Source organism: Pseudomonas sp. GL_117 (assembly GCF_057835125.1).
Map to the genome: position 1 here is coordinate 3,352,123 of NZ_CM174418.1, position 24,493 is coordinate 3,376,615.

The 24,493-nt window shown below is 60.9% G+C and carries 17 protein-coding genes and 2 pseudogenes; 9 read left to right on the forward strand and 10 right to left on the reverse strand.

Annotated elements, in window-relative coordinates; translation table 11 throughout:
• The first annotated feature begins 76 nt into the window (after nucleotides 1–76).
• Nucleotides 77–676 (forward strand): DUF6630 family protein, encoded by a 600-nt coding sequence (locus tag AC3ISR_RS15120; protein ID WP_192300474.1) that lies wholly within the window; start codon nucleotides 77–79, stop codon nucleotides 674–676.
• Here AC3ISR_RS15120 and AC3ISR_RS15125 read toward each other — a convergent pair.
• Entirely contained in the window at nucleotides 639–2,054 is a 1,416-nt protein-coding gene (locus AC3ISR_RS15125) for an XAC2610-related protein (protein ID WP_192300475.1), read from the reverse strand. The two genes, AC3ISR_RS15120 and AC3ISR_RS15125, sit on opposite strands and share 38 nt — an antisense overlap.
• A 125-nt stretch (nucleotides 2,055–2,179) precedes the next feature.
• On the opposite strand from AC3ISR_RS15125, the gene AC3ISR_RS15130 reads away from it, so the two are divergent.
• On the forward strand, nucleotides 2,180–3,721 hold the full coding sequence (locus tag AC3ISR_RS15130; protein ID WP_489324349.1) for a COG3904 family protein: 1,542 nt from the start codon (nucleotides 2,180–2,182) through the stop codon (nucleotides 3,719–3,721).
• A 6-nt stretch (nucleotides 3,722–3,727) separates the two neighbouring features.
• Here AC3ISR_RS15130 and AC3ISR_RS15135 read toward each other — a convergent pair whose 3' ends face one another.
• Together AC3ISR_RS15135 and AC3ISR_RS15140 are read right to left on the reverse strand one after the other, a co-directional pair.
• Nucleotides 3,728–3,985 carry an NUDIX hydrolase gene (locus tag AC3ISR_RS15135; RefSeq protein WP_489324350.1) on the reverse strand — a complete coding sequence of 86 codons (258 nt, stop codon included), beginning with the start codon at nucleotides 3,983–3,985 and terminating at the stop codon, nucleotides 3,728–3,730.
• Nucleotides 3,986–4,017: 32 nt separating this feature from the next.
• A pseudogene (locus AC3ISR_RS15140) lies at nucleotides 4,018–4,176 on the reverse strand (HIT family protein); the annotation flags it as partial.
• Nucleotides 4,177–4,432: 256 nt separating this feature from the next.
• Here AC3ISR_RS15140 and AC3ISR_RS15145 point away from each other — a divergent pair.
• Together AC3ISR_RS15145 and AC3ISR_RS15150 are read left to right on the forward strand one after the other, a co-directional pair.
• Nucleotides 4,433–5,437 (forward strand): annotated as a pseudogene (locus AC3ISR_RS15145) (cache domain-containing protein); the annotation flags it as partial.
• Between the two features lie 87 nt (nucleotides 5,438–5,524).
• Nucleotides 5,525–6,292, forward strand: coding sequence for a methyl-accepting chemotaxis protein (locus AC3ISR_RS15150; protein WP_412547885.1), 768 nt, complete (start codon nucleotides 5,525–5,527; stop codon nucleotides 6,290–6,292).
• A 34-nt stretch (nucleotides 6,293–6,326) separates the two neighbouring features.
• On the opposite strand, the gene AC3ISR_RS15155 is transcribed toward AC3ISR_RS15150, so the two are convergent.
• The 5 genes from AC3ISR_RS15155 to AC3ISR_RS15175 all read right to left on the reverse strand — a co-directional run bounded on the left by AC3ISR_RS15155 (nucleotide 6,327) and on the right by AC3ISR_RS15175 (nucleotide 13,886).
• Nucleotides 6,327–7,607, reverse strand: coding sequence for an SEL1-like repeat protein (locus AC3ISR_RS15155; protein ID WP_489324351.1), 1,281 nt, complete (start codon nucleotides 7,605–7,607; stop codon nucleotides 6,327–6,329).
• On the reverse strand, nucleotides 7,607–9,508 hold the full coding sequence (locus AC3ISR_RS15160; protein ID WP_489324352.1) for a phospholipase D-like domain-containing protein: 1,902 nt from the start codon (nucleotides 9,506–9,508) through the stop codon (nucleotides 7,607–7,609). The genes AC3ISR_RS15155 and AC3ISR_RS15160 overlap by 1 nt, the downstream gene beginning before the upstream one ends.
• Nucleotides 9,505–12,216 carry a type VI secretion system Vgr family protein gene (locus AC3ISR_RS15165; RefSeq protein ID WP_489324353.1) on the reverse strand — a complete coding sequence of 904 codons (2,712 nt, stop codon included), beginning with the start codon at nucleotides 12,214–12,216 and terminating at the stop codon, nucleotides 9,505–9,507. The genes AC3ISR_RS15160 and AC3ISR_RS15165 overlap by 4 nt, the downstream gene beginning before the upstream one ends.
• Before the next feature lie 75 nt (nucleotides 12,217–12,291).
• Nucleotides 12,292–12,798, reverse strand: coding sequence for a P-loop nucleotide/nucleoside kinase family protein (locus tag AC3ISR_RS15170; protein ID WP_192300482.1), 507 nt, complete (start codon nucleotides 12,796–12,798; stop codon nucleotides 12,292–12,294).
• 59 nt (nucleotides 12,799–12,857) lie between these two features.
• The gene (locus AC3ISR_RS15175; protein WP_463984718.1) at nucleotides 12,858–13,886 is read right to left on the reverse strand and encodes a UV damage endonuclease UvsE; all 1,029 of its coding nucleotides are present in this window, start codon (nucleotides 13,884–13,886) and stop codon (nucleotides 12,858–12,860) included.
• A 151-nt stretch (nucleotides 13,887–14,037) separates the two neighbouring features.
• On the opposite strand from AC3ISR_RS15175, the gene AC3ISR_RS15180 reads away from it, so the two are divergent.
• Complete coding sequence (locus AC3ISR_RS15180; protein WP_192300484.1) at nucleotides 14,038–14,958, forward strand: bifunctional helix-turn-helix transcriptional regulator/GNAT family N-acetyltransferase; 921 nt, start codon at nucleotides 14,038–14,040, stop codon at nucleotides 14,956–14,958.
• 38 nt (nucleotides 14,959–14,996) lie between these two features.
• Here AC3ISR_RS15180 and AC3ISR_RS15185 read toward each other — a convergent pair whose 3' ends face one another.
• Nucleotides 14,997–16,400, reverse strand: a complete 1,404-nt coding sequence (locus AC3ISR_RS15185) for an MFS transporter (protein WP_192300485.1) — start codon at nucleotides 16,398–16,400, stop codon at nucleotides 14,997–14,999.
• 283 nt (nucleotides 16,401–16,683) lie between these two features.
• Between AC3ISR_RS15185 and proP the strand changes: the two genes are divergently transcribed.
• Nucleotides 16,684–18,186, forward strand: a complete 1,503-nt coding sequence (gene proP / locus AC3ISR_RS15190; protein WP_192300486.1) for a glycine betaine/L-proline transporter ProP — start codon at nucleotides 16,684–16,686, stop codon at nucleotides 18,184–18,186.
• A gap of 182 nt (nucleotides 18,187–18,368) precedes the next feature.
• Entirely contained in the window at nucleotides 18,369–20,921 is a 2,553-nt protein-coding gene (locus AC3ISR_RS15195) for a bifunctional diguanylate cyclase/phosphodiesterase (RefSeq protein ID WP_463984717.1), read from the forward strand.
• A gap of 6 nt (nucleotides 20,922–20,927) precedes the next feature.
• Here AC3ISR_RS15195 and AC3ISR_RS15200 read toward each other — a convergent pair whose 3' ends face one another.
• Nucleotides 20,928–21,749 (reverse strand): AraC family transcriptional regulator, encoded by an 822-nt coding sequence (locus AC3ISR_RS15200; protein WP_463984720.1) that lies wholly within the window; start codon nucleotides 21,747–21,749, stop codon nucleotides 20,928–20,930.
• A gap of 85 nt (nucleotides 21,750–21,834) precedes the next feature.
• Here AC3ISR_RS15200 and AC3ISR_RS15205 point away from each other — a divergent pair, with 85 nt between their 5' ends.
• Together AC3ISR_RS15205 and AC3ISR_RS15210 are read left to right on the forward strand one after the other, a co-directional pair.
• Nucleotides 21,835–23,046 (forward strand): MFS transporter, encoded by a 1,212-nt coding sequence (locus AC3ISR_RS15205; protein WP_192300488.1) that lies wholly within the window; start codon nucleotides 21,835–21,837, stop codon nucleotides 23,044–23,046.
• 107 nt (nucleotides 23,047–23,153) lie between these two features.
• Nucleotides 23,154–24,320: a GGDEF domain-containing protein gene (locus tag AC3ISR_RS15210; protein ID WP_463984716.1), complete on the forward strand. Its 1,167-nt coding sequence runs from the start codon at nucleotides 23,154–23,156 to the stop codon at nucleotides 24,318–24,320.
• Nucleotides 24,321–24,493 lie beyond the last annotated feature (173 nt).

Genomic DNA, 24,493 nt, shown 5'->3' on the forward strand with positions numbered 1-24,493 from the left:
CCCTTCTCACGCGCCCTTTTACAGGGCGCCTCTGCTTGCGCTAACGTCCACCTTCGCATCAAGACGAGGGAATGTGATGGGATTTTTTGCTCGCTTGTTCGGGGGGCGCTTCACCATGCCACCGCCCGACGAAACCGACGCCAGCCACGCGGCGATCATGCGCGAGATGCGTTCGCCGCAATACGCCGCGCAGAAGCAGGCCCTCAAGCTGTTCACGCAAACCCTGCTGGCCCGTACGCCGGAAGAAGAAAGCGCGCGGCTCGTGCGCCGCGTCATGCGTAAATATGCCGCCGACCAGGACCCCGCCAGCGCGTTGACCCATGGGCTACTGGACAGCTCAAGAGGCCAGAAGCTCGCTGACCTGGCGCTGCTCGGTGTCGATTGGCGCGGCTTCGACGTATTCGAATACCACGCGCCTTACCTGGTGGCCGCGAGCGGCGTGCAAGCGCCCTATACCTATGAGCACACGGGCACCCGGCCGATGCAGGAGGTGCTGGAGAGCTTCGACCAATGGCTGGCCGGGTTCGGCAAGCGCTACCTGCATCTGGATTCTGGCGATGACGACTACGTGGGGTTTATCGTCGACACGCACAGCGTCGAATCGACCCTGGAGCTTGCGCAACAGGCAGGCTTGCACGTCACTGTGCAGAGCGCTGCTTGCGATACATCCCCGTGAAGTACTCCATGTTGTCCGGCGCCGAGTTGTGGCTGATCACCGCAAAGTCCCTGACCAGTTGGATGTGATATGGCCCGTTGCCCTTGGGCGCCAGGGGTTCACGCACGATGATCAGGTTGTCGGTTTCCATCGGCACGCGGTGATGTGCGCTGAGGATCTGCTTGCCGGTCTTGGCGTCTTTGAGTGTCACGGTGAATTCCGCGACCTCCCTGCCCTCGGCGTCACGTTCGGGTAGCACGTTCACGTCCAGGTCGCCATCGCGGCCGAGGAAGTCGTCTCGCATCTGGTAATGGCCGCTGCGCTGCTCGCGCGGGACGTCGCCGAGTTTGTCCAGGTCCGGCTCGCGGTCTGAGCGCCCCAGCTGAATCGCCAGTTCAGGGGTATTACCCTTGGCGCCGCTGACCCAGGTGCCGGAGAAGTTGTAGGGTTCGACACTTTCCCGGGTCATGCGCCAGATGCCGGTCTGGCGCCCATCGTCGGCATATTCATGCAGGTAAGTGAAGGGTTTGTCGTCGTAGTCGCTCTGGTCACCCACCAGCTTGATCGGCTTGCCGCTGCCACTTTTGCTGTAGCGCACTTCGCCGATCAACACCGCGCCCTGCTGCTGATACCAGATTTGCACCGGGATCTTGCCGTCGAGAGTGCCGTGGAGCATCTCCGGGTCTTCGGTAACCGGCCCTTCCAGACGTGGGGTTTCCTGCCATTTGCCGTCCTTCCATTCGCCGGTGGTGCGCAGCATATAGCCGCTGGGCATGCTGGAGTTTTCGCCGTCTTCGGTCGGTGGCACTTCTGCCTGGGTGTAGGAACCCAGCCGCACCAGCTCTGCGTCGCGCATTTGCCATTGCGACGAGCGCGTCCAGCAACAGCCACGATCGGTTTGCGAATGGATCACGCCGTCCCTGGGGTTGACCGAAAACATCCCGCCGCTGGATTCATTGGCCAGGTCGGTCAATGGGCGATTGAGCACCCACTGGGGCTTCTGCGGGTCTTGCAGGTAGACGTCGTAGCTGGACTGGAAATTTGCATCGGCGCCATTGCCGTTGCGGATCGCCAGGTCGATACGGCCGTCGCGGTCGATATCGGCGAAGTACAGCACGCCGTACTCGCCCACCAGGCGCCAATCGAGGGTTTTGCCGTCTGCGTTGAGCGGCACCTGCGCGGCGGGGGTTTGCAGTTGCTGGAGGATTTCCAGGGTGTGTTTGTCACGGATCGTGACCAGTGCCCGGGTCAATTCCTCAAGGTCTTGCGGCACCTGCGGGAACAACACTTCGACCAGATAGTGACCACTGGGCTCATCGACCGAAAACGAGCGGGGTTCGGCCATGACCGGGGTGGCCAGGGCCAGGGAGATGAGCACACCGTTGAGGAGCGAACGCATCCAGCGCTTCCTTGCTGCAAATGGGGGCGCGCAGTGTATTCGAACAAATCGCTGTTTTGCCAACGGCAATGGCTGGTATGTTGCGCGGCTGCAACCGGCCACACCGCCAAGGACCATCACCCATCATGGAAGAAGCCGCCACACCGAAAGCCCGTCGCAACTATTTTATTCGCCACTGGCGAGGGGAGTTCCCGCTGGCGCACGCATTCTGGATCAATGAAGTATTGATCAGCCTGCTGTGCCTGCTCGCCACGACGCCGTTGTACGTGCTGTTGGTGCGTGACCCTCCGAGCCCCGCCACCCTGCTGCTGGCAGGCGTGCCGTTCATGCTTATCGCGCTCGCCGTCACAGTTTGGCAAGGCGTTGGCGTTTGGCGCTCGGCCAGGCATCACCGCCAACGCGGTGGCAAACACCGCTGGGTCATGGTGGTTCGTGTGCTGGTGGTGGTCGGGGCGGTACAGACCGTTTACTCGGTGCTCGACGTGGTGCCGGCGTTCAAGTCTGCTCTGCGCCTGGCCATGAACCCCAACGCGATGCCGCCCTACCGGATCACTGCGCTCAGCGATACTGAGCTCCAATTCAATGGCGGCATCGGCTCCGGCAGTTTCTCTGCCTTCGAGCAAGCATTGGCCGCTCACCCCGCTGTCACCACGCTCCAGCTCGACAGCCCGGGCGGCCTGTTCGGCGAGGCCCGGGCCATCGCGCGGCTGATCGAAGAAAAGGCGTTGACCACCTACACCAACAGCGCATGCATGAGTGCCTGCGCGCTGGTGTTCATGTCGGGCAAACAACGGTTGCTAGGCGTGGAAGGCAAGCTGGGGTTCCACGCCGCGACGTTGTTCGATTCGGACAATCAATCAACGCTAGTCGTCGCACAGTATCGCGAGGCACTGCTCAAGCACGGCGCGTCCAGACAATTCGTCGATAAAGTGCTGGCGACCGGACGCGAAGACATGTGGTTTCCGGACATCGCTGAACTCAAGCGTGAGCACATCGTGTCGGCCACCGTAGACGCCCGGGGCTTCACCGATGCACGCCTTGCGCGGCTACGGGAAGCGGGGCAACTGGATGTCTACTTGCGCACGTTTTTCCAGTTCAGAACGCTGGCCGAAGAGGTGCCTGCGCAGTACGAAGTGCACAAGGCCAAGGCACAAAAAGCCTTGGATGAGGCCACAGCCTACAGCGCGTTCGATAAGCTCACGCGCGAGCACGACGCTTGGCTGATCCAGGACGCTCTGCGCAAGGCCCCGGCCCCGCAACTGTTGCGGTTCTGGCAAGCCCAGGCGTCGCTCGTGGACGCCGCGGTGCAAGGCGGCGAACAGGCCTGCGCGTTCTACCTTACAGGCGTTTATCCCGGGGGTTACGGCGCTATGCCAGACGTCTTGCAGGCGCTGTTCACAAACGCACGCGACAGCCGGCGCGAACTGGTCAAAGCAGCCGCCGAGGTCAACCAGAACATTGCCCCGACCGCCCAGGCCCGGGCCGACTTGAACCGTGTGTTCACGCACGTCCAGCCCGGCACCTACGAGCGCTATCGGTCCCCGAGCAAACACGCACCCGCACAGGTGTGCACTGCCCACCAGGAGTTGTACCGACGTGTGCTCGCACTGCCCAACCCAACGCGCGTCGCCGAGGCGTTTCGGCTGTTGCCGGGCTACACGCGCTGAGGGGCGTCAAACACCGGCGTCTAGCAGCATCTGGATCAGCGCTTCAGGCCAAACCGTATCGGCAGTGGTTTTCAGCTCGTTGACAGACCACCAATGGTGGTCGGCCATGACCTGGGTTTCTGCCAGGGTCCACTCGGCTTTGGAAAGCGCCTCACAGTGCGCCTGAACGACAAAATACTGCTCGATGGCCATCACCGTTTCGCCGCTGGGCAGCATCAAGGCAAAGCGCCGATCCGCCACGCAGGCGCGAACGCTATCGCGCACAACGCCGGTCTCCTCGCGCAGTTCGCGTATCACCAGGCAGGCATCCGCAGCTTGTCATCCGGTTCCGAGGCATAGCGCGGAAAGATATGGCAATGCAGTTCCGGCTCAGAGTTGCCGAGGCGGGCCATGTCCAGCAGATAGGTGGCGCGGGCTTCAGCATCAAGGTCGTTAAGGCTGGCAACCACTGGATCGGCCCACACCTACACCGCGAACCAAGAGCAGATACCAGACAATCCATCTTTTCTGTTGTACACAAAAAAGCCCTAAAGATTCTCGACACCCGCGCCGACATAGCAGTGATAGCAAATCGCCGCGTCACACACAGCAGCGACGATTTGGCCGCCCTCCCCGTTGATGGTTGTCTCGATGAAAATAAAAAATAAGCTGGTCCTTGCTTTCGTTTCCGTCGCTTTTATCCCGGTCAGCCTGGTCGCGGTGATCTCCGTCATGAACACGCGGAGCCAGGCAGTCGAACAGTTTATCGACGGCAGCACCCGTGAAATCCGCCAGATCGATGGCAACATCCGCCAGTTTTTCGATGGCACGACGCAGAACGTCGATCAAATGTCCGACGATCCTGTATACACTTCCGTGAACACGCTCAAGGATTATCAGCCCGCCAATGCCGCCAGCCAGCCGATGCCGGCGCAGGCACAAGAGGTCATCGAGCACTTTGCGCGTTATGGCGCGACCCACCCCGCCGCTGCGATTCTGTCCATCGGCCTCGAAGATGGCACCTACGCCAAATGGCCGGATGACCCGCAACTGGCCAAATACGACCCGCGCGCGCGCCCATGGTACAAGGCCGCGATGGCGAGCCCCGGCAAGACCGTGCGCACCCCCGCGTATTACTACGACAAGGACGACGTGGCCCTGGTGGGCACTGCGCGCGCCTTGCTGGACAATGCCGGCAAACCCAAAGGCGTGTTCGTGGTCAGCGTCTCGCTGAAAAACCTCACCGAGCTGGTCAAGAGCATCAAACTGGGCGCCAGTGGCTACGTGATGTTGATCGAAGATGGCGTGGTGCTGGTTGACCCGCGTGACAATGCGCACAACTTCAAGCCGCTCAAAGACCTCGGCGAACCCTACGCACAGCTGGCGAACACCGCCCAGGGCTCGACCGATGTGGTAATCAATGGCGTGCGCTACATGGCCAATATCTGGACCTCCCCCGGCCTCGGCTGGCGTTATGTCGGCCTGATCGAATACAACGAAGTGATGGCCGAAGCCACGCGCATGACCTATCTCACCAGTGCGATCGTCGCGGTGCTGGTGCTGATCTTCGGGTTGGTCGCGGCGGCGTTCTCCAAGGTCATCGTCAAACCCATCGGCCAGGTCAGTACCGGCTTGCAATCCATCGCCCAGGGCGAAGGCGACTTGCGCCACGAACTGCACGTGCAGGGCAAGGACGAAACCGCCGAACTGGCCGGCTGGTTCAACAAGTTTCTCGCGGCGATCCGCCAGTTGATCCAACACATCGGCGCGGCCTCGGCCAATTTGCAGAACGCCTCGCGGGTCAACAGTGAAGTGGCCAACAACATGAACGAAGCCGCCGGGCGCCAGCGTGAGGCGGTGGAGCTGGTCTCCACCGCCTTCAACGAGATGGTCGCCACCGCCAACGAAGTCGCGCGCTCGTGCAGCGGTGCGGCGGAGTCGGCCGAGAACGGCCACCGCCGGGTCGCCGAGGGCAAGCAGCAAATCGAAGTGACCACCGACAACGTCAACCGCCTCGGCCGCCGCCTCACGGAATCGTCACAAGCCATGGTCGAACTGGAAGCCGGCAGCCGCAGCATCAACCAGATCCTCGGCACCATCCGCGCGATTGCCGAGCAGACCAACCTGCTGGCGCTCAACGCCGCCATCGAAGCCGCCCGCGCCGGCGATCAAGGCCGGGGTTTTGCCGTGGTAGCCGACGAAGTCCGGGCCTTGGCCAAACGCACCTCGGACTCCACCGGCGAGATCGAACACCTGCTCGGCACCCTGGAAAACAAGACCCAGGAAGTCACCCAGAAAATGGGCAGTTGCCTCGACCTGTCACGAGCCAGCGTGTCGTCCATTGAAAGCGCGCGGGACAGCTTTGAAGGCATCCAGTTGTCGGTGAACGAGATCCGCGACCAAAACCTGCAGATATCTGCGGCTGCTGAGGAACAGCACAGCGTGGCGGAAGAGATCAACCGGCATATCCAGCAGATCTACGACGAGGCACGGTTGGTGGAAAGCCTGGCGAACTCCGCGCAGGATGACTCGGGACGGTTGTCGAACCTGTCGGATGAGTTGAATGGGTTGGTGGGACGGTTCAAGTCATAGGGCAACGAATGGGAAAGTGGTACCTGCTTTCGTTTCATGAAAGCAGGCACCATTCGACAGATTGTTCACGCTGCGTGACTTTGCCGGAGAACGGCCACAGGCGGGACTGATAGCGTTCGATCCATACCGTGGGAAATACATCGCCTTGCTTGAAATACCGTGCGCCGTTTCCATCTCTCAGCGACTCATTCCAGCAGAGCAAACCGACCTCCCAATAGCCGCTCAATGGGCAAATTTGACCGCTGTAGCCGTTGGGCGCGGACAGATGGGATTGGCTGAATGCCGGTGAACCTGGCAGCCCCTGGCCGGTGGCGGGGTCTAGAAGTTTGGCCTTGGCCAGTTGGGTGATCAGGGCTTCGCTGGGCTTGGGGGGTGGAACGTTGGCCAGGTGAGCTTCCAACCATTGAAGTTTGCCGTCCCAGGCGGGCAGTTTGGCTGGGGGCAAGGGGAGGATTTCGTTGATTTCGGGGACTTTGGGGTTGGCGTAGGAGTATCTGGCAAGCACTCTCCATATTTTTCGATAGCGCTCTGCGCGTTCAAGGTCTTCTTGTTGCCCTAGGTAGTACAACTCATCACTGACATGGGCACGAAAGCCATTGCTCAAAAAAGAAGTCGAACTTTCATCGCCCGCAGCTACGCCCAGTTGAAATACTTGCAGCGCCTCCTGGTAGCTACCATCGACTTGAAGATCTACTCCCAAAGCGACAGCCGCCTGAGCACTACCTTGCTCGGCAGCGCACCGGCGCATTAGCCGAGCAACATTTGGTGCGATGTCGATTGGCGCAAGCTTGTCCCCTACATAGGTTTGGGCCAATGCACTGCCCTCGTCAGCAGCCTTGCGCAAGTAGCGCATAGACATTTCCGAGTCCTGTTTCAGGCCCACAGACCCGCTCTTTAGAAAGACGCCAATAAAGTAGTACCCCGTCGCCACACCTCCATCGATCAATGTCTGGCTCAGCCGCAAATGCTCAGCCCCCCGGAGCTTGAAATGCCCACGCATGCTGCCGTTTTGCAGGTTGATATTGGCCTTGTAATGACCATTCTCCGTAGCAATGCGATACAGCCTCTCAATCTCTAGATCTACTTTTTTATCTTGTTTGAGCAAGTTATTTTTTTGCAACCAGCGGGCGTACTGGAACAGAACATCGGCTTCGGCTGGTAACTGAGGAATATTTTCGTGTACGCAGGTAAAAGCCAGTTTGTCCTTAGCCTCGCTGATAGGGGTCATGGGAATGTCCTGTTTCAAGTAAGTGTGGGCACTACAGTTGCCTGAGGCGACTGCCAGTAGGCTCGATACGAGAAGCATCCGGCGCATTAGTCGAGATCCTTCAGGGCAGTTGCACCGTAATGGAATTCAACAAGAGGCGCCCATGGCGCTATTTTTTTAGACTGGAGAGCTTTGTTTCTATTGATAATGTCCTGCCACGCGATGAATGCGACTTCCGCATCATCCTGATCCCCCCGCCCATCCGTATGCAGCCCCCACAACCGCCGCCTCAACCCCTGCGTCACACTCCCCCACTCATGCGCAATATTCAGTTCACTATCCACCTGCATACTCCGTGTATTGATATTCGCCGAGCCGTGCGTAGTGAACACGTCGTCAACGATCATCAGCTTCGAATGGATATACACCGGCATCCACGGCTTGCCCGCCGGCGAGTCCTTGGCCACCAGCGAACACACATGCACCTTCAGCCCCGGCCTTGGTTCCGGGGCCAGCGTGCTATTCTCGATGGCCTTGATCTGTTGTTCGAGCGCGGCTTCGCGTAGCTCATTGCGCAGTTTGGCGTCGCGCTGCGCGTCCTCGGCTTTTTCGCTGATTGCGCCGCCGCTCAGCGCATCGGTCAGGCGCGTCAAGGTGATCAATGCTCGGCGTTCGAGCAGTTCACTCAAGGTCGGTGCCTGTGCACTCGTGTGGGCCTTGGCCTGTTCGATGCGCTGCAGCTTGGTGATCTGCGGGATGGCATCACCGCGCCCAAGGCTTTCGAGCATGCGGTAGGTGTTCAAGGCCCCAGGGCCTACGCCATCTTCGCTGGCGTTGGTGATCACGAACAGGTGCAGGCTGCCATGCAACCCCGGATCGCGCCCCGCGCGGGTCTGGACGGCGGCGGCCTTGTTGATCGCTTCGGCGAGGGGCGGCCAGCGGAAATACTGGTTCTCGATGTAAATGAACTGGGTCGCGTTGTTGACCGCTTTCAGGTAAAGCTTTTCGATGTCGCGCTTGCCGTCTTGCGCCTGGGTGCGCACCAGTTGGGCCAGTTGGCGCGTCGCGCCGGGGGTGCATTGCAGAGTGGGGCCGATCTGCTTGGCCTGGCGCAAGGCGAACAGGTCTTCAGCGGTCTCCCTAAGCCAGGCGGTCGCGAAGTTGTGGTGCAAGTGCTCAAGGATCGGCCCGCTGACCTGGCTGGAAATATCCTGACGCGGTGTATCACCACGCGGGCCGCGATTGGGTGCAGGTTTACTGCCTTCGGCGCGGTTCTGCGCCGTATGCTCGTCCGTGTCCCAGTACTCGTCGAGCATGTTGTGCCCCATCACAAAACCGACGGCATGCTCGGCCCGTTCATAGTCGACCAGTACGGTTTTTTGATGGTGGGTCACAGCCACTGCCAGCGCGCCCAGGGTGCCGACGCTGAGCTGTGGGTCGAGGCTTTTATATTTGGCTTGATGGGCGATTTCCGCGCGTTCAAACAGGCTGAAACCACGGCTGACAAACACCGGCACATTGCGCGCTACGCGCATGGCAGGCGCCAGATGATCGGCAAAGGCACAACGGGAAAACCACTGCCGGTCGTAGGCATATTGATCATCCGTGGCCGGTTGCAGCGCCCGGTCCTGGATCCGGTACGGTCCTTTGCCAGGCAGATTGGCCTCGCCGGCCGCGCCAGCGCTATTGAACGGTGACTCCCAACCCAATATCCGGACCTCAACACCTTCTCTTGCTTTTGCCATGAGCAATTCGCCGATACTTGGGCTCTCGCCGTCGCGAATGAAATACATCGACGGCTGGAAGCCCCAGCAAATGATGTCGATGGTTCTCGTGGCGTTGGCGATTGCCAAATGCACGGCCTTGAACGCTTCTTCACCGTTGATCAGCGGCTGGTAGGTGGCCTCGACCGGGTGATACTCAGTGCACTGCAGGTACCAGGGCGCAGTGCAGGTTGCCTGTTGGGTGTGTCGCAGGGCGACGGGCACGACGGTGCAAAGGTCATTCATGGGGTTTTCCCTTCCTGGTCGTTGGACGTGCGGATCACCGCAGCGTATTTGGCGCGGTGGTCGGTATGCGAGGTGGGCTGGCTCAGCTCGCTGCAAGGCAGCAGGTGATGGTTGTGCAGACCGCCATTGGCCAGCACCGCTTGCTCGGCGTTGCGATATTCACTGGGCACCGGTATCTCGTAGCTCACGCCATTGGCCATTTCGATTCGGTAGTGCTGGGTCACGACTTGATGATCGATGCGCACATGCCCGCTCTTGTCGAACACACCCTGCTCGATTGCAGCGTTGTCGGCGTAGAGGGTGTATGGCATGCCTGCCCAGCCCTTGCCGACGGTGTTGGGGGTTTGCGCTACCGTGAAGCGCAGCGGTTGCCTGTAGAGACTGCGCGGATACTCCGGGTGCGCGGCTTTCAGGCTGCCGGGGCCCAGGTAATCAAAGTTTGCCGATTTGATGTTGTGGTTACCTAGGGTGCCGGACTCGATGCAAGTTGGATCAAGGGTGATGTAACTACCACCTGCATTCAGGCTGATTTTCTTTTTCGCGACGATGCGGATTTCATCTTCAGCACTGATGATTTCCAAGCCATTGCGCGCCATCAGTTCCAACGTGTCGTTCTGTGCCTGAATACGCACAGGGCCGGCGTTGGCGATCAACTTGATCCCCAGCTTGCGCACAAACAGACTGACGCCCTGCCCCACACCGATAAACAAGCGCTTGACCACACTGACATCCGCCTCAGCCCCGGCGTTGATCATCACGTTGCCCTGCGCAGCCAGTTGCAGGTGCTCCCCGCTGCTCAGGGCAACGCCCTGGGGAGCGCTGAGTAGAAGCACGGACGACTTGAGTCGTTCCAGGTCTTGCTTGAGTAAATTCAACTGCGCCTGCACGTCCGCCGGATCGGCATTCGCCGCCAGAGCGTCAGTGGAGAGCGCCTCCAACTGCTCACTCGCTTGCTCCAAGCGGGCCATCGCCGCGCCCATTTCAAGCTGCTGCCCCTGCGCCCTGGCCTGCTCATCCGCACTGATAAACACCCCCTTCCCACCCCGGATCGCGCCCCACCCATCCGTGCGCAACTCAAACCCTTCACCGCGCTGTTGCCTGTGCGCATCCACCAGATGCCCCAGGTTCAACTGGCTCTTGCCGCTGTGTTCCGTGCTCAGCTTGATGTGCTCCTGCCCCCGCGTGTCGTCCATGCGCAGTTTGTTATTGGCCGGAGTGCGCAGCACGTTGCGTTTGTAGTTGCGCAGGGTCACGTGGTCGACGTGCTGGCTGTCGTGCAGGGCGTGGGCGATGTAGGGGCGGTCCGGGTCGCCTTGTTCGAAGGCGATGGCCACTTCGGTGCCGGGGATCAGTGGCAGGTGCAGGCCGTGGGTGTCGCCTGCATAGGGCCGGGCCAGGCGCAGCCACAGGCTTTCTTCGCCAGGTTTCCAGGTGTCGCGGTCGAACAGGAAGTTGACGCGGTAGCGGCCTTCCATGTCGATGTGGCCGTAAGGGTCGTGGGCCTGGGGGCTGGTGACGCGGGCCGGGACGGTGCCGGCGATTTGCGGTTTGGCGTGTGGGGCCGGGCGAAAGCACAGGGTTTCTGAATAGGGCATCGCCTCGAAGGTGGCTTCGAAGCTGCGGTCGCGCGCGGCCTGGGTGGTCAGGCGGGTGATGACTGCACCGGCTTGGAACGCCTGGGGTGCGCCGCCGCTGATCCTGAGGACCTGGCCCGGCGCCAGGGTGGCGCTGCTGCTGAGGCCGCTCAGGCGGGTCTGCTGGTTCAGGTACTGCTCGTGGCGCAGGCGTGCGAAGAAGTAGCCACTTTCGCATGGCAGGTCTTCGTCTTGATCGAGGCGGTTGCCGAGGACGCTGTAGGGTTCGGCGTAGTGGTAGGCATCGCCGTAGGCCCCGCTGCGGCTCTGCTCGATCCCGCCGTTCAGGTGGGCGCTGGCGTCGCGGTGGTGGTAGGCGCGTACGCTGACCTGTTGCTCGACGACCTGGTGGTTCGATTGCAACGCCCATACGCCGTCCTGCCCGCTGCTGCCGAGCCCGGACTGCGGGCGGTATGGCAGTTCGACGTCGAACTGGTAACCGCGCTGGCTATCGAAAAACTCGACGACCTCTAGGCGCAGGCGTTCGTCGCTGGTGAAGCGATACCAGATGCCCACTTCGGCGAGCAGCCGGCTGATAAAGGCCAGGTCGCTTTCGCCGTATTGCATGACCTGTTCGCGCCGGGGGTAGTCGCGCTTGAGGGTGAACAGGAAGTCCTGGCCTTCGAAAGCGTGGCGGCTGCGCAGGATGTGTTCGACGATCTCGGGCACGGATTGGTGCTGGTAGATACGCAGCTGTCGGCCACGTTCAAGCAGGGCCAGACGCGGTTGCAGGGTGATTGCATAGGTGGCCTGGTCATTGGAGCCGGACCGGCGGGCGAAGGCGGTGACGACGCCGTGCAGGGTGCGCAGGGGTTTGATCTTGGGGGGCGCCAGGCTCAGCAGCGGCAGTTTTTGTGGTGGGGCGTGCAGGCTGAAACTGGCTTGATGGCCGAGGATGGAGTCGGCGGCGAGGTCGAGGTCGGGGCTGGTGAATTCGATGCGGTACTGGAAAGGCTGGCTGAGCTGCTCTTCGCCTTCGAAGGCCAGCACATCAAGCATGGCACCGACATTGCGAACCCACAGCACGTGCCGGCTGTGATCGAAAAATGGGGTCGGTAGTACGCTGGAAGTCATCCCTTTACTCCTGAACGCGTGAGAGTCCAGAGAGTAAAGTTTTGTTATCCCAGATTAATGTCGGAAGATTCGACTTTAAGAGAAGGGTGCTTCCTGATCTCCTCTTGCGCGATGCACCTCAATCACCAACCCCTCCTCCTCACTCGGCACACTGAAGTGACGGGTGATCAGGTCGAACTCGGCATCGGTTGCCGCGAAGTCATGCTCGCCCCGCGCATTTCGGGCATGCAGCCGGGCGCGGCAAGTGGCGTCATCCAGCTCGAGATAATGCAGGCAGTGCGGCACCTGGGCCGTCTGCGCCAGGCCGCGCAGCCATTCGCGGTTGGCCAGGGTGTTGGCCGGAAAATCCAGCACCACGTTGACGCCCGATTGCAGCAGGTTGACCACCAGCGGCCCCAGCACACCGCGAATACGTTGGGCGCTGCGCAGGTAATCCGCGATGGACAGGATTTCACCCGGGTACAGCTGCGCCAGCCAGTGATCTTCGCTGAGCACTAGTGCGGCATGCGCAGTGGCCAGGGTGTTGGCAAGGGTGGACTTGCCGGAGGCGATCTTGCCGCAGAGCAGATGCAGGGTTGGCATGGGGACGTTTCCTTGTGTCGGTTTGCCCAGCATGCCCGGCATCAGCGATACCCCGCAACTCAGGTGGTATGCCGCTGCCAATGTTCGTAGAACGCCAGGGACGCAACGTTCTTGTCCTTGGCTTCGAGCATCATGTCGAAACGGTCGAGAAACTGCAGCGCGTAGTCGTTGGTCCAGCGGTTCCACATCTGCGCGCTGTGGCCGTACAGGTCGCGCTTGGACACCACCTGCATCAGCGCATCCATCTCCAGCTTGTGTTCGGCGTCGAAGCCCAGCTCCTGCAGGCTCTCCTGGGGCTGGGAGTAGTGCATGGTCGGGCGCACACCGCGCCAGCTGTCGATGACGCGAGCCACCCGTTCCGAGTGGGGATCGATGTACTCATTCTCGTTGATCCAGCAGTGATGAATATCCAGCACCACCGGCGCCAGGTCGGCGACTTGCAGGCAGTGATCCAGCCCGTAGGTTTTCTCGTCGTTCTCGAAGGTGATGCAGTTGCGCGCCACTTGCGACAAGCGCGTCCAGACGGCGCGGGTGCCTTCCACCCCAAGGCGGCCGGCGATGTGCACGTTGCACTTGAGGTCCTGGAACTGTCGACCGTAGCCCATCATGCGGATCATATCGGCGTGGTATTCAAATTCGGCCAGGCTGTTTTCCACCACGCCGGGATTCTCCGAGCCCAGCACGCAGTATTGGCCGGGATGGAAAGACAGGCGGATGTCCGACGCCCGTGCCAGCTCGCCGATGGCGGCAAACCCCTCGACCAGTTGGTGTTCGATGGCCGGGTCCTTGTACACCGCCGCCACCTTGGGGTGACTGTAGAACGGCAACAGGTCGCTGCTCAGACGCAGCATGCGCAAGGTCGGCGGCAGCCCGGCGACGTAAGTGAGCAGGCGCAATTGCGCGGCAAGGTTATGGGTGACCACTTCGACCAGCTTGGCGCGGGCCTCCTGCGGTGTCACACCGTCCATCCAGCGCAAGGTGGTGGTACGCGGGTTGAACGGGCCTTCGATCAGCTTCATGGCACTGGCCGAGAGCAACCGTTCAGGGTGCTTGTATTGGCATGCGAAGCCGATGCGGGGATGGGTCATGGGAATGCCTGGCGGAAATTGAGGGCGGGATGATACGGGGTTAGGCGCTGGTCTACGCAGGAGGTTCAGTAGATTTTGCGCGAGCAAAGGGTTTGACATATTTGCTCAAGGCAACAATATAATTGCCAAAGGCAACCATCTGGACACCATCATGTCTATCTCCCCCCTGGTCGAACGCGCCGGCATCATCCGTGGCTTCAACCGCTTCTACACGCACCAGATTGGTGTGCTGCAGGAGCATCTGCTGCAAAGCGAGTTTTCACTCACCGAAATCCGCGTGATGTATGAGTTGTCGTCCCGAGGCGACCTGACCAGCGCCGACCTGTGCCAGATGCTCAGCCTGGATGCGGGTTACCTGAGCCGGCTGATCAGTGGGCTGGAAAAGAAAGGCCTGATCCAGAAAGTCCGCTCTGTCACCGATGCCCGCGCGGTGCAACTGCACCTCAGCGACCTCGGTCGCAGCGTGTTGACGCCATTGGAACAACAGACCCAGGACGAAGTGATCGCCCTGCTCCAGGCCCTGCCTGAACGGCAACAGCAGCAACTGACAGGCGCGATGAAACGCATTCAGGCCCTGCTGCAAGGCACCGCGCCGAGCTACCTGCTGCGCGACCCGCAACCCGGCGACATGGGGCTGGTGGTGCAACAACAATCGGCACTGTATGCCCGCGAGTACGGCTGGAATTGGGAGTTCGAGGCGCTGGTGGCGGAGATTGTCGCCAAATACTTGAGGAACCTTGACCGCAGCTGCGAGCGCTGCTGGATCGCGGAAAAAGACGGCGAAGTGGTGGGTTCGGTGTTCGTGGTGCGCCATGACGACAACACCGCCAAACTGCGCATGCTCTATGTGGACGCCAGTGCGCGCGGCATGGGGATTGGCCAGCGCCTGGTGGATGAGTGCCTGCGTTTTGCCCGGCAGGCCGGCTACAAAAGCATGCTGCTGTGGACCGTGAACATCCTCACCGATGCCCGCAAGCTCTATCAGAAAGCCGGCTTCGAGTTGGTCGAGGAAGAACCCACCGAGAGTTTCGGCAAATCGTTGATCAGCGAAACCTGGACCCGTGAGCTGTAAAGCCTTCCCGCGCCGCCACCAGCGCGGGAAGTCGTCACTTAAAGGTCGGTGATTTCCTTGTGGCGTGGTACCAGCGTCTTCATCACACTCCAAGCCACCAGGTACGCCAGCGCACAGATCGCGAACATGATCATGTAGCCGGTGTGAATATCGTTGATCGACTTGTAGTAGTCGAACACCCAGCCGCCGACCTTGGTCATCACCACACCGCCCAGGCCGCCGGCCATGCCGCCGATACCGACCACCGAGGCCACGGTTTTCTGCGGGAACATGTCGGACACGGTGGTGAAGATGTTGCAGGACCACGCCTGGTGCGCTGACGCACCCACGCCGATCAGCAATACCGGCACCCAGAAGCTGATATAGCCCAACGGCTGTGCCAGCAACACCACCAACGGGAACAGCGCGATCACCAGCATGGCTTTCATGCGCCCGTCATACGGCGCGTCGCCGCGTGCCATGAAGTAGCTTGGGAACCAGCCGCCGCCGATGCTGCCGACCATGGTCATGCTGTAGAGCACGGCCAGCGGCATCACGATGTCAGCGCCTTTCATGCCGTATTGCGCCGACAGATAAGTCGGCAGCCAGAACAGGAAGAACCACCACACGCCGTCAGTCATGAACTTGCCAAAGGCAAACGCCCAGGTCTGGCGGTAGGTGAGCAGTTTGAACCACGAGACTTTTTTCTCTACCGCACCCGCTGGCGCCGGGTTGAAGGGCTGCACGGTCTGGTCGCTGCGGATATACGCCAGTTCTGCGGCCGACAGGCGCTTTTGCTGCTCGGGCGGCTGGTAGAAGGCGATCCACACCGCTACCCACACAAAACCCAACGCACCGATCACGATAAAGGCCGCCTCCCAGCCCCACAGCCCCGCGATCAGCGGCACGCAGATCGGCGCCAGGATCGCGCCGACGTTGGCCCCGGAGTTGAAAATGCCAGTGGCAAATGAGCGCTCTTTCTTCGGGAAGTACTCGGCGGTGGCCTTGATCGCAATCGGGAAGTTACCCGCCTCGCCAACCGCCAGCACCGCGCGGGACAACATGAAACCGGCAATCGACACCGGGATCACCGCCAGGCCAATCGCGCCACTGACCGCAGCGATGCCCTCGCCCATCGGCACGGCAAACGCATGCATGATCGCGCCGGTAGACCAGATGCCAATCGCGACGATATAAGCGGCCTTGGTGCCGATCTTGTCGACAAAACGCCCGGCGAACAGCATTGAGATGGCGTAGACAAACTGGAACACCGCCGCAATGTTCGCGTAGTCGGTGTTGCTCCAGCCAAATTGCGTAGACAGCTGTGGCGCCAGGAGGCTGAGCACCTGGCGGTCGAGGTAGTTGACGGTGGTGGCGAAGAACAGCATCGCGCAGATGGTCCAGCGATAGCTGCCTACCGCTTGGCCAACGCGCTGGGCGTTGATGGGCTCGTTCAAATTCATGGCATCACTTTTTTATTTTTGTTAGGTAGGACATACGTAACGTCATATGTCGTCGTACAACTGTGACTTTTATAGCGGGCGATCTAGGGGCTGTCAATCTGAAACACTACGCCAAACCAAAACAAGTCGTAGGACAACATCCCCCCGATCACGACAAAAACGCAGGCCTCAGCAAAAAAACGCAATTAGTGGTGAATTATTTCGTATCCGCCTGTATCTGACCTTTCAGAGCGGTGCCATCGCCACGATGGCACCTCCCCTGTTCAGATTTAGAGTGGTGCCCATGAAATCTCGCAAGAAAAGCGTCAGCCCCATCGGGTTGAAAGACATCACCATTGTCGACGACACCAAGATGCGCAAGGCGATCACCGCCGCCGCACTGGGCAATGCCATGGAGTGGTTCGACTTTGGCGTCTACGGGTTTGTCGCCTATGTACTCGGCAAAGTGTTCTTCCCCGACGCGTCCCCCAGCGTGCAGATGATTGCCGCACTGGGCACCTTCTCCGTGCCGTTTCTGATCCGCCCCCTGGGTGGCCTGTTCTTTGGTGCACTGGGCGATAAATACGGGCGGCAAAAAGTCCTCGCCGCGACCATCGTGATCATGTCCCTGAGCACCTTTGCCATCGGTCTGATCCCCGGATACGCCTCGATTGGCATCTGGGCACCGATCCTGTTGCTGCTGTGCAAAATGGCCCAGGGCTTTTCCGTGGGCGGTGAGTACACCGGCGCCTCGATCTTCGTCGCCGAGTACGCGCCGGACCGCAAGCGCGGCTTCCTCGGCAGTTGGCTGGACTTCGGCTCCATCGCCGGTTTCGTGCTGGGTGCGGGCGTCGTGGTGTTGATTTCCAGCGTATTGGGCGAGGCCGATTTCGAATCATGGGGCTGGCGCCTGCCGTTCTTCCTTGCCCTGCCCCTGGGCATCATCGGCCTGTACCTGCGCCACGCCCTGGAAGAAACCCCGGCGTTCCAGCAGCACATGGACAAGCTCGAACAAGGCGACCGCGAAGGCTTGAGCCACGGTCCCAAGGTCTCCTTCAAGGAAGTCGCAACCAAGCACTGGCGCAGCCTGCTGACCTGCATCGGTATCGTCGCGGCAACCAACGTGACCTACTACATGCTGCTCACGTACATGCCGAGCTACCTGTCCCACAACCTGCACTACAAAGAAAACAGCGGTGTGCTGATCATCATCGCGATCATGGTCGGCATGCTGTTCGTGCAGCCATTCATTGGTTTTGTCAGCGACAAGATCGGCCGCAAGCCCTTCATCATTGCCGGCAGCATCGGCTTGTTGGTGCTGTCGATCCCGGCGTTCATGCTGATCACCAGCGGCAAGATCGGCCTGATCTTCGCCGGCTTGCTGATCCTCGCGGTGGTGCTTAACTTCTTCATCGGTGTGATGGCATCGACGCTGCCCGCGATGTTTCCCACCCACCTGCGCTACAGCGCGCTGGCCAGCGCCTTCAATGTCTCGGTGTTGATCGCCGGTCTTACCCCGACGGCCGTGGCCTGGCTGGTGGAAAGCACCAACGACCTGTACATGCCCGCCTACTACCTGATGGTGTTCGCGGTGGTCGGCCTGATCACCGGCCTGACCATGAAGGAAACCGCCAACAAACCCCTGCGCGGCGCGGCACCGGCGGCGTCGGACATGGAAGAGGCCAAGGAGTTGTTGCAGGAACATCACGACAATATCGAGCAGAAGATCGAAGACATCGACGCCGAGATTGCCGAGTTGGAAGCCAAACGCAAAAACTTGGTGCAGCAGCATCCGCGCATAAATTGAAGCAAGTCTGCGCCACCAATAGCCTTGCCACGTTATCCGACGTGGCAAGGCTGGGCCGAGCAGAGGCCTGCTTTTATCCATCTGATGACTGAAGCGTGTTTACCCCTCCCCCCTCATTATTTCGCCAAGGGCGCCGATAGCCTGTCATCGAACTGACTTGCAGAAGTGTCCTGCGGGAAATAATGCCGAACTCCCACGCACCAATTGTCCGCACGCTGTCCAATCGCACCAGCCTATCACTGACTCGCACATCACTATTCAAGCTGATGGCCCTGTTGGCGGGTGTCTTTGCAGCGGTGGTTTATTCGTTGGTCTACCTCGCCTACGACATGGATCGCACCGAACAGGCTGAAAGCGCTTTTCACGCTCGCAAGGCCATGCAGTCCCTGGACAAATCCTTGCGTTTGACCGTCAAAGACTATGCGTTCTGGAGCGACGCGTACAAACACCTGCACGTTCAAGTGGACACCGACTGGGCCTACGTGCGCGAAAATGTCGGCCCGACACTGTTCCAGGATTTCGGGTTTCAAGGGCTTTTTGTCGTCAGCGACGTGAATCGCACGGTGTATGCAGTGGTCGAGGGCAAACTACAGCCGCTGGAGTTGAGCAGTTGGCTTGGCCAATCCATTGACCCCATTATTGAACAGGCGCGTGCCGGGGCCGCCTCCGAAACCCCGGTGACGAGCTTTATCAACGTGCGCGGCAGCCCTGCCCTGGTGGCGGCTGCCGCGATCACCCCCGGCACCGACCCCACGGTATTGCCGGACGGCAGGCGGCCCTCCGTGTTGATCTTCGTCGACATTCTGGACAGCGCCAAACTGGATGCTATCGGCAATGACTTTGGCGTCGCCAACCTCCACATCGCCAGCTCCGAAGAAATCGGCAAGTCACTTCTACCCCTCGGCGACAACGGCGCCGCCGGCAGCCTGTACTGGGAGCCGGAGCGCCCCGGTCTGAAGTTGGTGGGCGTAGGCCTGCCCCTGCTGGGCCTGGCGGCACTGCTGGTGTGCGCGATGACCTGGATGATCCTGCGTCGATCCACTGCCAGCGCCCTGGCTCTTGATGCCAGCCACGCTTCATTGCAAAGCAGCCAGGCGGCCCTGGCCACCAGCGAAGCACGTTTTCGCGACGTGGTAGAGGCCAGTTCCGACTGGGTTTGGGAAATTGACGCCACCTGGCATTTCACCTACTTATCGGAACGTTTCGAAAGCGTCACCGGTCTCGCCAGACAGGCCTGGATGGGCGCAGCGATGAACGACCTGCTCGACACGGACGTCGGGCACTTGGCGCAATGGCTCGCCACACCCGGCAGGCGCCCAGACCTGAGCGTGCAGTGCCGCTACGTCGATGCCCAAGGCCAGGCGCGTAGCACCCGGCTCTCGGCCCGGGAAATGCCTTGTGGCGGGTTTCGCGGCACGGCCACCGATGTCACCGATGAAGTCGAAGCGCGACGCAGAATCGAGTACCTGTCCCAGCACGACGCCCTCACCGGGCTGCCCAACCGTACACGTCTGCAAGCTTTCCTCAACAGCAAGCTCCAGGCCGCGTCGCCTCTGGCGCAGCCGCTGGTCATGCTCACCCTGGACCTTGATCGCTTCAAGCCAGTCAACGACCTGCTCGGCCATGCCGCTGGCGACCGCGTGCTCAATGTCGTGTCCAACCGTCTCGTCGACTGCGTGCGCCATGGCGACCTGGTAGCTCGAGTGGGCGGCGACGAATTTGTGCTGATCCTCACCGATACAGGCACTCAGAATGACGTCGAAAAACTCTGCCAACGCCTGATTGCGTCCATCGAGGGCGCCATCGGGATCGATGAGCAGGAGGTGTTCATCAGCGCCAGCATCGGCATCGCCCTGGCACCCAACGATGCCAGCGACGCGGCCGAACTGCTGCGCTATGCCGACATCGCGCTGTACGAAGCCAAATCCGCGGGCCGCAACACCTGGCGCTTCTATTCCGCGGATATGAATGCACGGATCATTGAGCGGCGCCGCCTGGAAAGCGACTTACGGTTCGCGATCAAGCATGGAGAATTACGCCTGCACTTCCAGCCCCGCTACCGTCTCGCTGACGGCGAGATGGTGGGGGCCGAAGCGCTGGTGCGCTGGCAACACCCGGTGCGCGGCCTGATTGCACCGGACACCTTCATCCCGATTGCCGAAGAGTCGGGGTTGATCCTGTCGCTCAGCGACTGGGTAATGGAGACGGCGTGCGCCTGTGCCGCACAGTGGCCGGCCCCCCTGTTCGTGTCGGTCAACCTTTCTCCCTCTGAGTTCAAGCGCGGGAACATGGTGGCGCGTGTCAGTCAAGCGCTGGGCACTTCCGGTATCGACCCGTCGCGGCTGGAACTGGAAATTACTGAGGGCGTCATGCTTGAAGACGCCGAAGGCGCCCTGGCGATCATGCACACCCTCAAAGCACTGGGAATACGCATCGCTATGGATGACTTTGGCACAGGCTATTCCTCCCTGAGTTACTTGCGCGCATTTCCATTCGATGGGCTCAAGATCGACCGCAGCTTCTTGAGCCGGCTCGAAGACAGCGACGATGACAAAGCCATCATCCAGGCCATTGTCGGCCTGGGCCGTGCCCTGTCCCTGACCGTGACCGCCGAAGGCATAGAAACCGCTGAACACCTGGACTTGCTCAAGGCCGTGGCATGCGACGAAGGCCAGGGTTACTTCCTCAGTCGGCCGCTGGACCGGGACACCTTCAATCAGTTGCTGGCCCGCTGACCAGCCCTACCTGAAAAACTGACTCGGCGTCTTGCCAAACTGTTTCTTGAACATGCTGGTAAAGGCGCTGGGGCTTTCATAGCCCAGTTCCAGGGCCACGTCGATAATCTTCTCCCCCACCGCAATGCGCTCCAGCGCCAGCAGCAAGCGCGCTTGCTGGCGCCATTGGCCGAACGTCATCGCGGTTTCCTTGCGGAACAGGCGCTGGATGGTTTTCTGGTCCAGGTCCAGGCGCTCGCTCCAGTCGGCCACGGTGGAGGCGTCGCCCGGATCGTCCTGCCATGCCTGGCAGATCTGCTGGATACGCGGGTCGGCCGGTTGCGGCAGCGAGAGCGGCAAGGCCGGCAGCAGCGCAAGCTCGTCAAGGATCAGGTGCATGATCCGCGCGTCCCGCGAATCCTCGGCATACGGCGGCTTCAAGCTCACCGAGGCCTTGATCAGTTCGCTCAACAACGGCGACACACTCACCGCCTTGGTCTCGGTGGACAGGTTCGGGAACGCGTCGGGGCGCACAAACACGCTGCGCATTTTCAACGGGCCCACGCAACGCAGTGAATGCACATGCCCGCAGGGCATCCAGAAGCCGCGATTGGACGGCACCGTCCACTGATTTTGCGCCGAGTGCACCACCATCACGCCTTCGATGGCATAGAGCAGTTGGTGCTTCTCGTGGCTGTGGTCAGGGATCACCCAGTTTTCGGGATAATCGGTGGCCGAACTGATCACCGCCCAGTCGCCTTCGTCGATCTCCTGCAGAAATTTATCCAGTGATTTGATCATTTCGCCCTTTTTGCGATGATTACTGCCCGAATTTCGCGAGACAGGCATTTTTTGCAAATCTAGCATGAACGCCGAATCATTTTGAAATAAGTGGCGGGCTCAAGTACTCGCCACCCCTGTATGGAATGCCTGCATGTCGACCCTGACCGCGTCACCCACTGCTGCCCCCACTACGTCCCAAACCAGCCCCTTGGTCATGCGCATCCTTGGCGCCTGCGCCCTGGCGCATTTGATCAATGACCTGATCCAGGCCGTGCTGCCGTCGATCTATCCGATGCTCAAGGCCAACTACGGCCTGAGCTTTGCCCAGGTCGGCCTGATCACCCTGACCTTCCAACTGACCGCTTCGCTGCTGCAACCGTGGATCGGCTATCACACCGACCGCCACCCCAAGCCGTGGCTGCTGCCGGCGGGCATGGTGTGCACCTTGGTCGGCATCCTGATGCTGGCGTTTGTCGGCACGTTCCCGGCGATCCTGCTCGCCGCCGGCCTGGTCGGCGTGGGCTCCTCGACCTTCCATCCAGAGACCTCGCGCGTCGCCCGCCTGGCTTCCGGCGGTCGCTACGGCCTGGCGCAATCGACCTTCCAGGTCGGCGGCAACACCGGCAGCGCCCTCGGCCCATTGCTCGCGGCGGCGATCATCATTCCCTACGGCCAGGGCCACATCGCCTGGTTCGGTCTGTTTGCAGTGTTCGCGATCCTGGTGCTGTACGGCCTGAGCCGCTGGTATCGCCACCACCTCAATCTGTTCAAGCTCAAGCAGGGCGGTAAAGCCACCCATGGCTTGTCCAAGGGCCGTGTGACCTTTGCCCTGGTGGTGCTGGCTGTGCTGGTGTTTTCCAAGTACTTCTACATGTCCAGCCTTACCAGCTACTTCACCTTCTACCTGATCGAGAAGTTCCAGCTGTCGGTCGCCAGTTCGCAGATGTACCTGTTCCTGTTTCTGGGGGCCGTTGCCGTCGGCACGTTTGCCGGCGGGCCGATTGGCGACAAGATCGGCCGCAAGAAAGTCATCTGGTTCTCGATCCTCGGCGCCGCGCCGTTCACGCTCGCCCTGCCCTACGTCGACCTGTTCTGGACCGCAGTGCTCAGCGTGGTGATCGGCTTTATCCTCGCGTCGGCCTTCTCGGCCATCGTGGTGTTCGCCCAGGAACTGGTGCCGGGCAACGTAGGCATGATCGCCGGGATCTTCTTCGGCCTGATGTTCGGTTTCAGTGGGATTGGCGCAGCGCTGCTCGGTCTGCTCGCGGATAACCACGGCATCGAGTATGTCTACAAGCTGTGTTCGTTCCTGCCGCTGGTGGGCATCCTGACGATCTTGCTGCCCTCGACCAAAGGCGTCTGATCGGCCGCGCGTCGTCTGGCCGTATGCCAGTACGAAGTGTGTTCTGAAAACCTGCGTGTGCGCTTACAATTCCGGTTTAAACGCACACCAGGCAGACCCGGCAAGACATGACGCTCGACCCTCCTACGATTCTGGCCCTCACCGTGGCCCTCGCCGCCGCTGCCGCCCTGTACCTGGCGATTGAATGGCGCAGCGTGCGCGAACCTTCGCTGCTGTTCTGGAGCGCCGGTTTCGCCACCATCACCGTCGGCTCCACCCTGGCCCTGCTGCGCACCAACGGCTTGCTGATGATCGGCATCTGGTTCGCCAATGGCTTGCTGGTCATCGCGCATTTCCTGTTCCTGCTTGGCGTCGCGCGCTTCACCCAGGTGCGGCTGTCGCGACGCTGGCTACTGATGCCGCTCATCTGGCTGGGGATGCTGATGTTGCCGAGCGACCTGCCGTGGTCCAAAGCCATGCTGGCGGTGCAATCCTTGCTGGTGGCAGCGCCGACCCTGCGGGCGAGCTTCATGCTGCGGCCCCATGGCAAATCCTTGAGCATCGGCGCGGTGCAACTGCGTTATGTGCTGCTGTTCCACGGTTCGTTCTACGTGGCCAAGGCGTTGTCGGTGCTGATCCCGGGCACCTTGATCGACCTGGCCTCGTTCAAGGGCGAGATCATCCAGATTTCCCTGGTGGAGGGCGCGATGGCAATCATGCTGATCGCCCTGTCGATGACCGGCTCTGAACGCTACCGCCGCGAACAACAGATCGCCCGCCTCGCCGCCCGCGACCCGCTCACCGCCCTGTACAACCGCCGCGCCCTGGATTTGCGCGCGCCGCGCCTGTTGGCGCAGATCTCCCCGGCCCGTCCTGGCGCACTGCTGCTGATCGACATCGACAACTTCAAACCGGTCAATGACCTGTATGGCCATATCGCCGGCGACCGCCTGCTGATCGCCCTCAGCGAGATGATCCGCACGGTGATCCCCCGTGGCGCACTGGCCGCGCGCCTGGGCGGTGATGAGTTTGTGATCCTGCTGCACCCGGCCTCGACCGAACAGATCGTCGACCTCGGCAGCCGCCTGCGCGGGGATTTTTTTCAGTTCGCTTCGCAAACCTTTGCGACCCCAACCCCAGTGACCCTGAGCATCGGCGCCAACCTGTTCGACCAACCGCCCGCGAACCTCACGGAGTTGATCGAACAGGGTGACACCGCGCTCTATGAAACCAAGCGCGGTGGACGTGACAGCATTCGGTTGGTGGATCGCACCGGCGCGAGTTCATTCGGCTAGCCATCGCCGAGGGTGAATTTCATCGTGCGGTAAGCCATTCGCGCCCGGTGCCGTGCATCGTGCGACTGAGTCCCATCACCCCAGCAGCACCAAAACGCCGCGCCCTCCACCCCCGCCTACGCGCTTTTAACTCGCTACCGCAACCATATCCCACATATTCAGATGACTTTTCC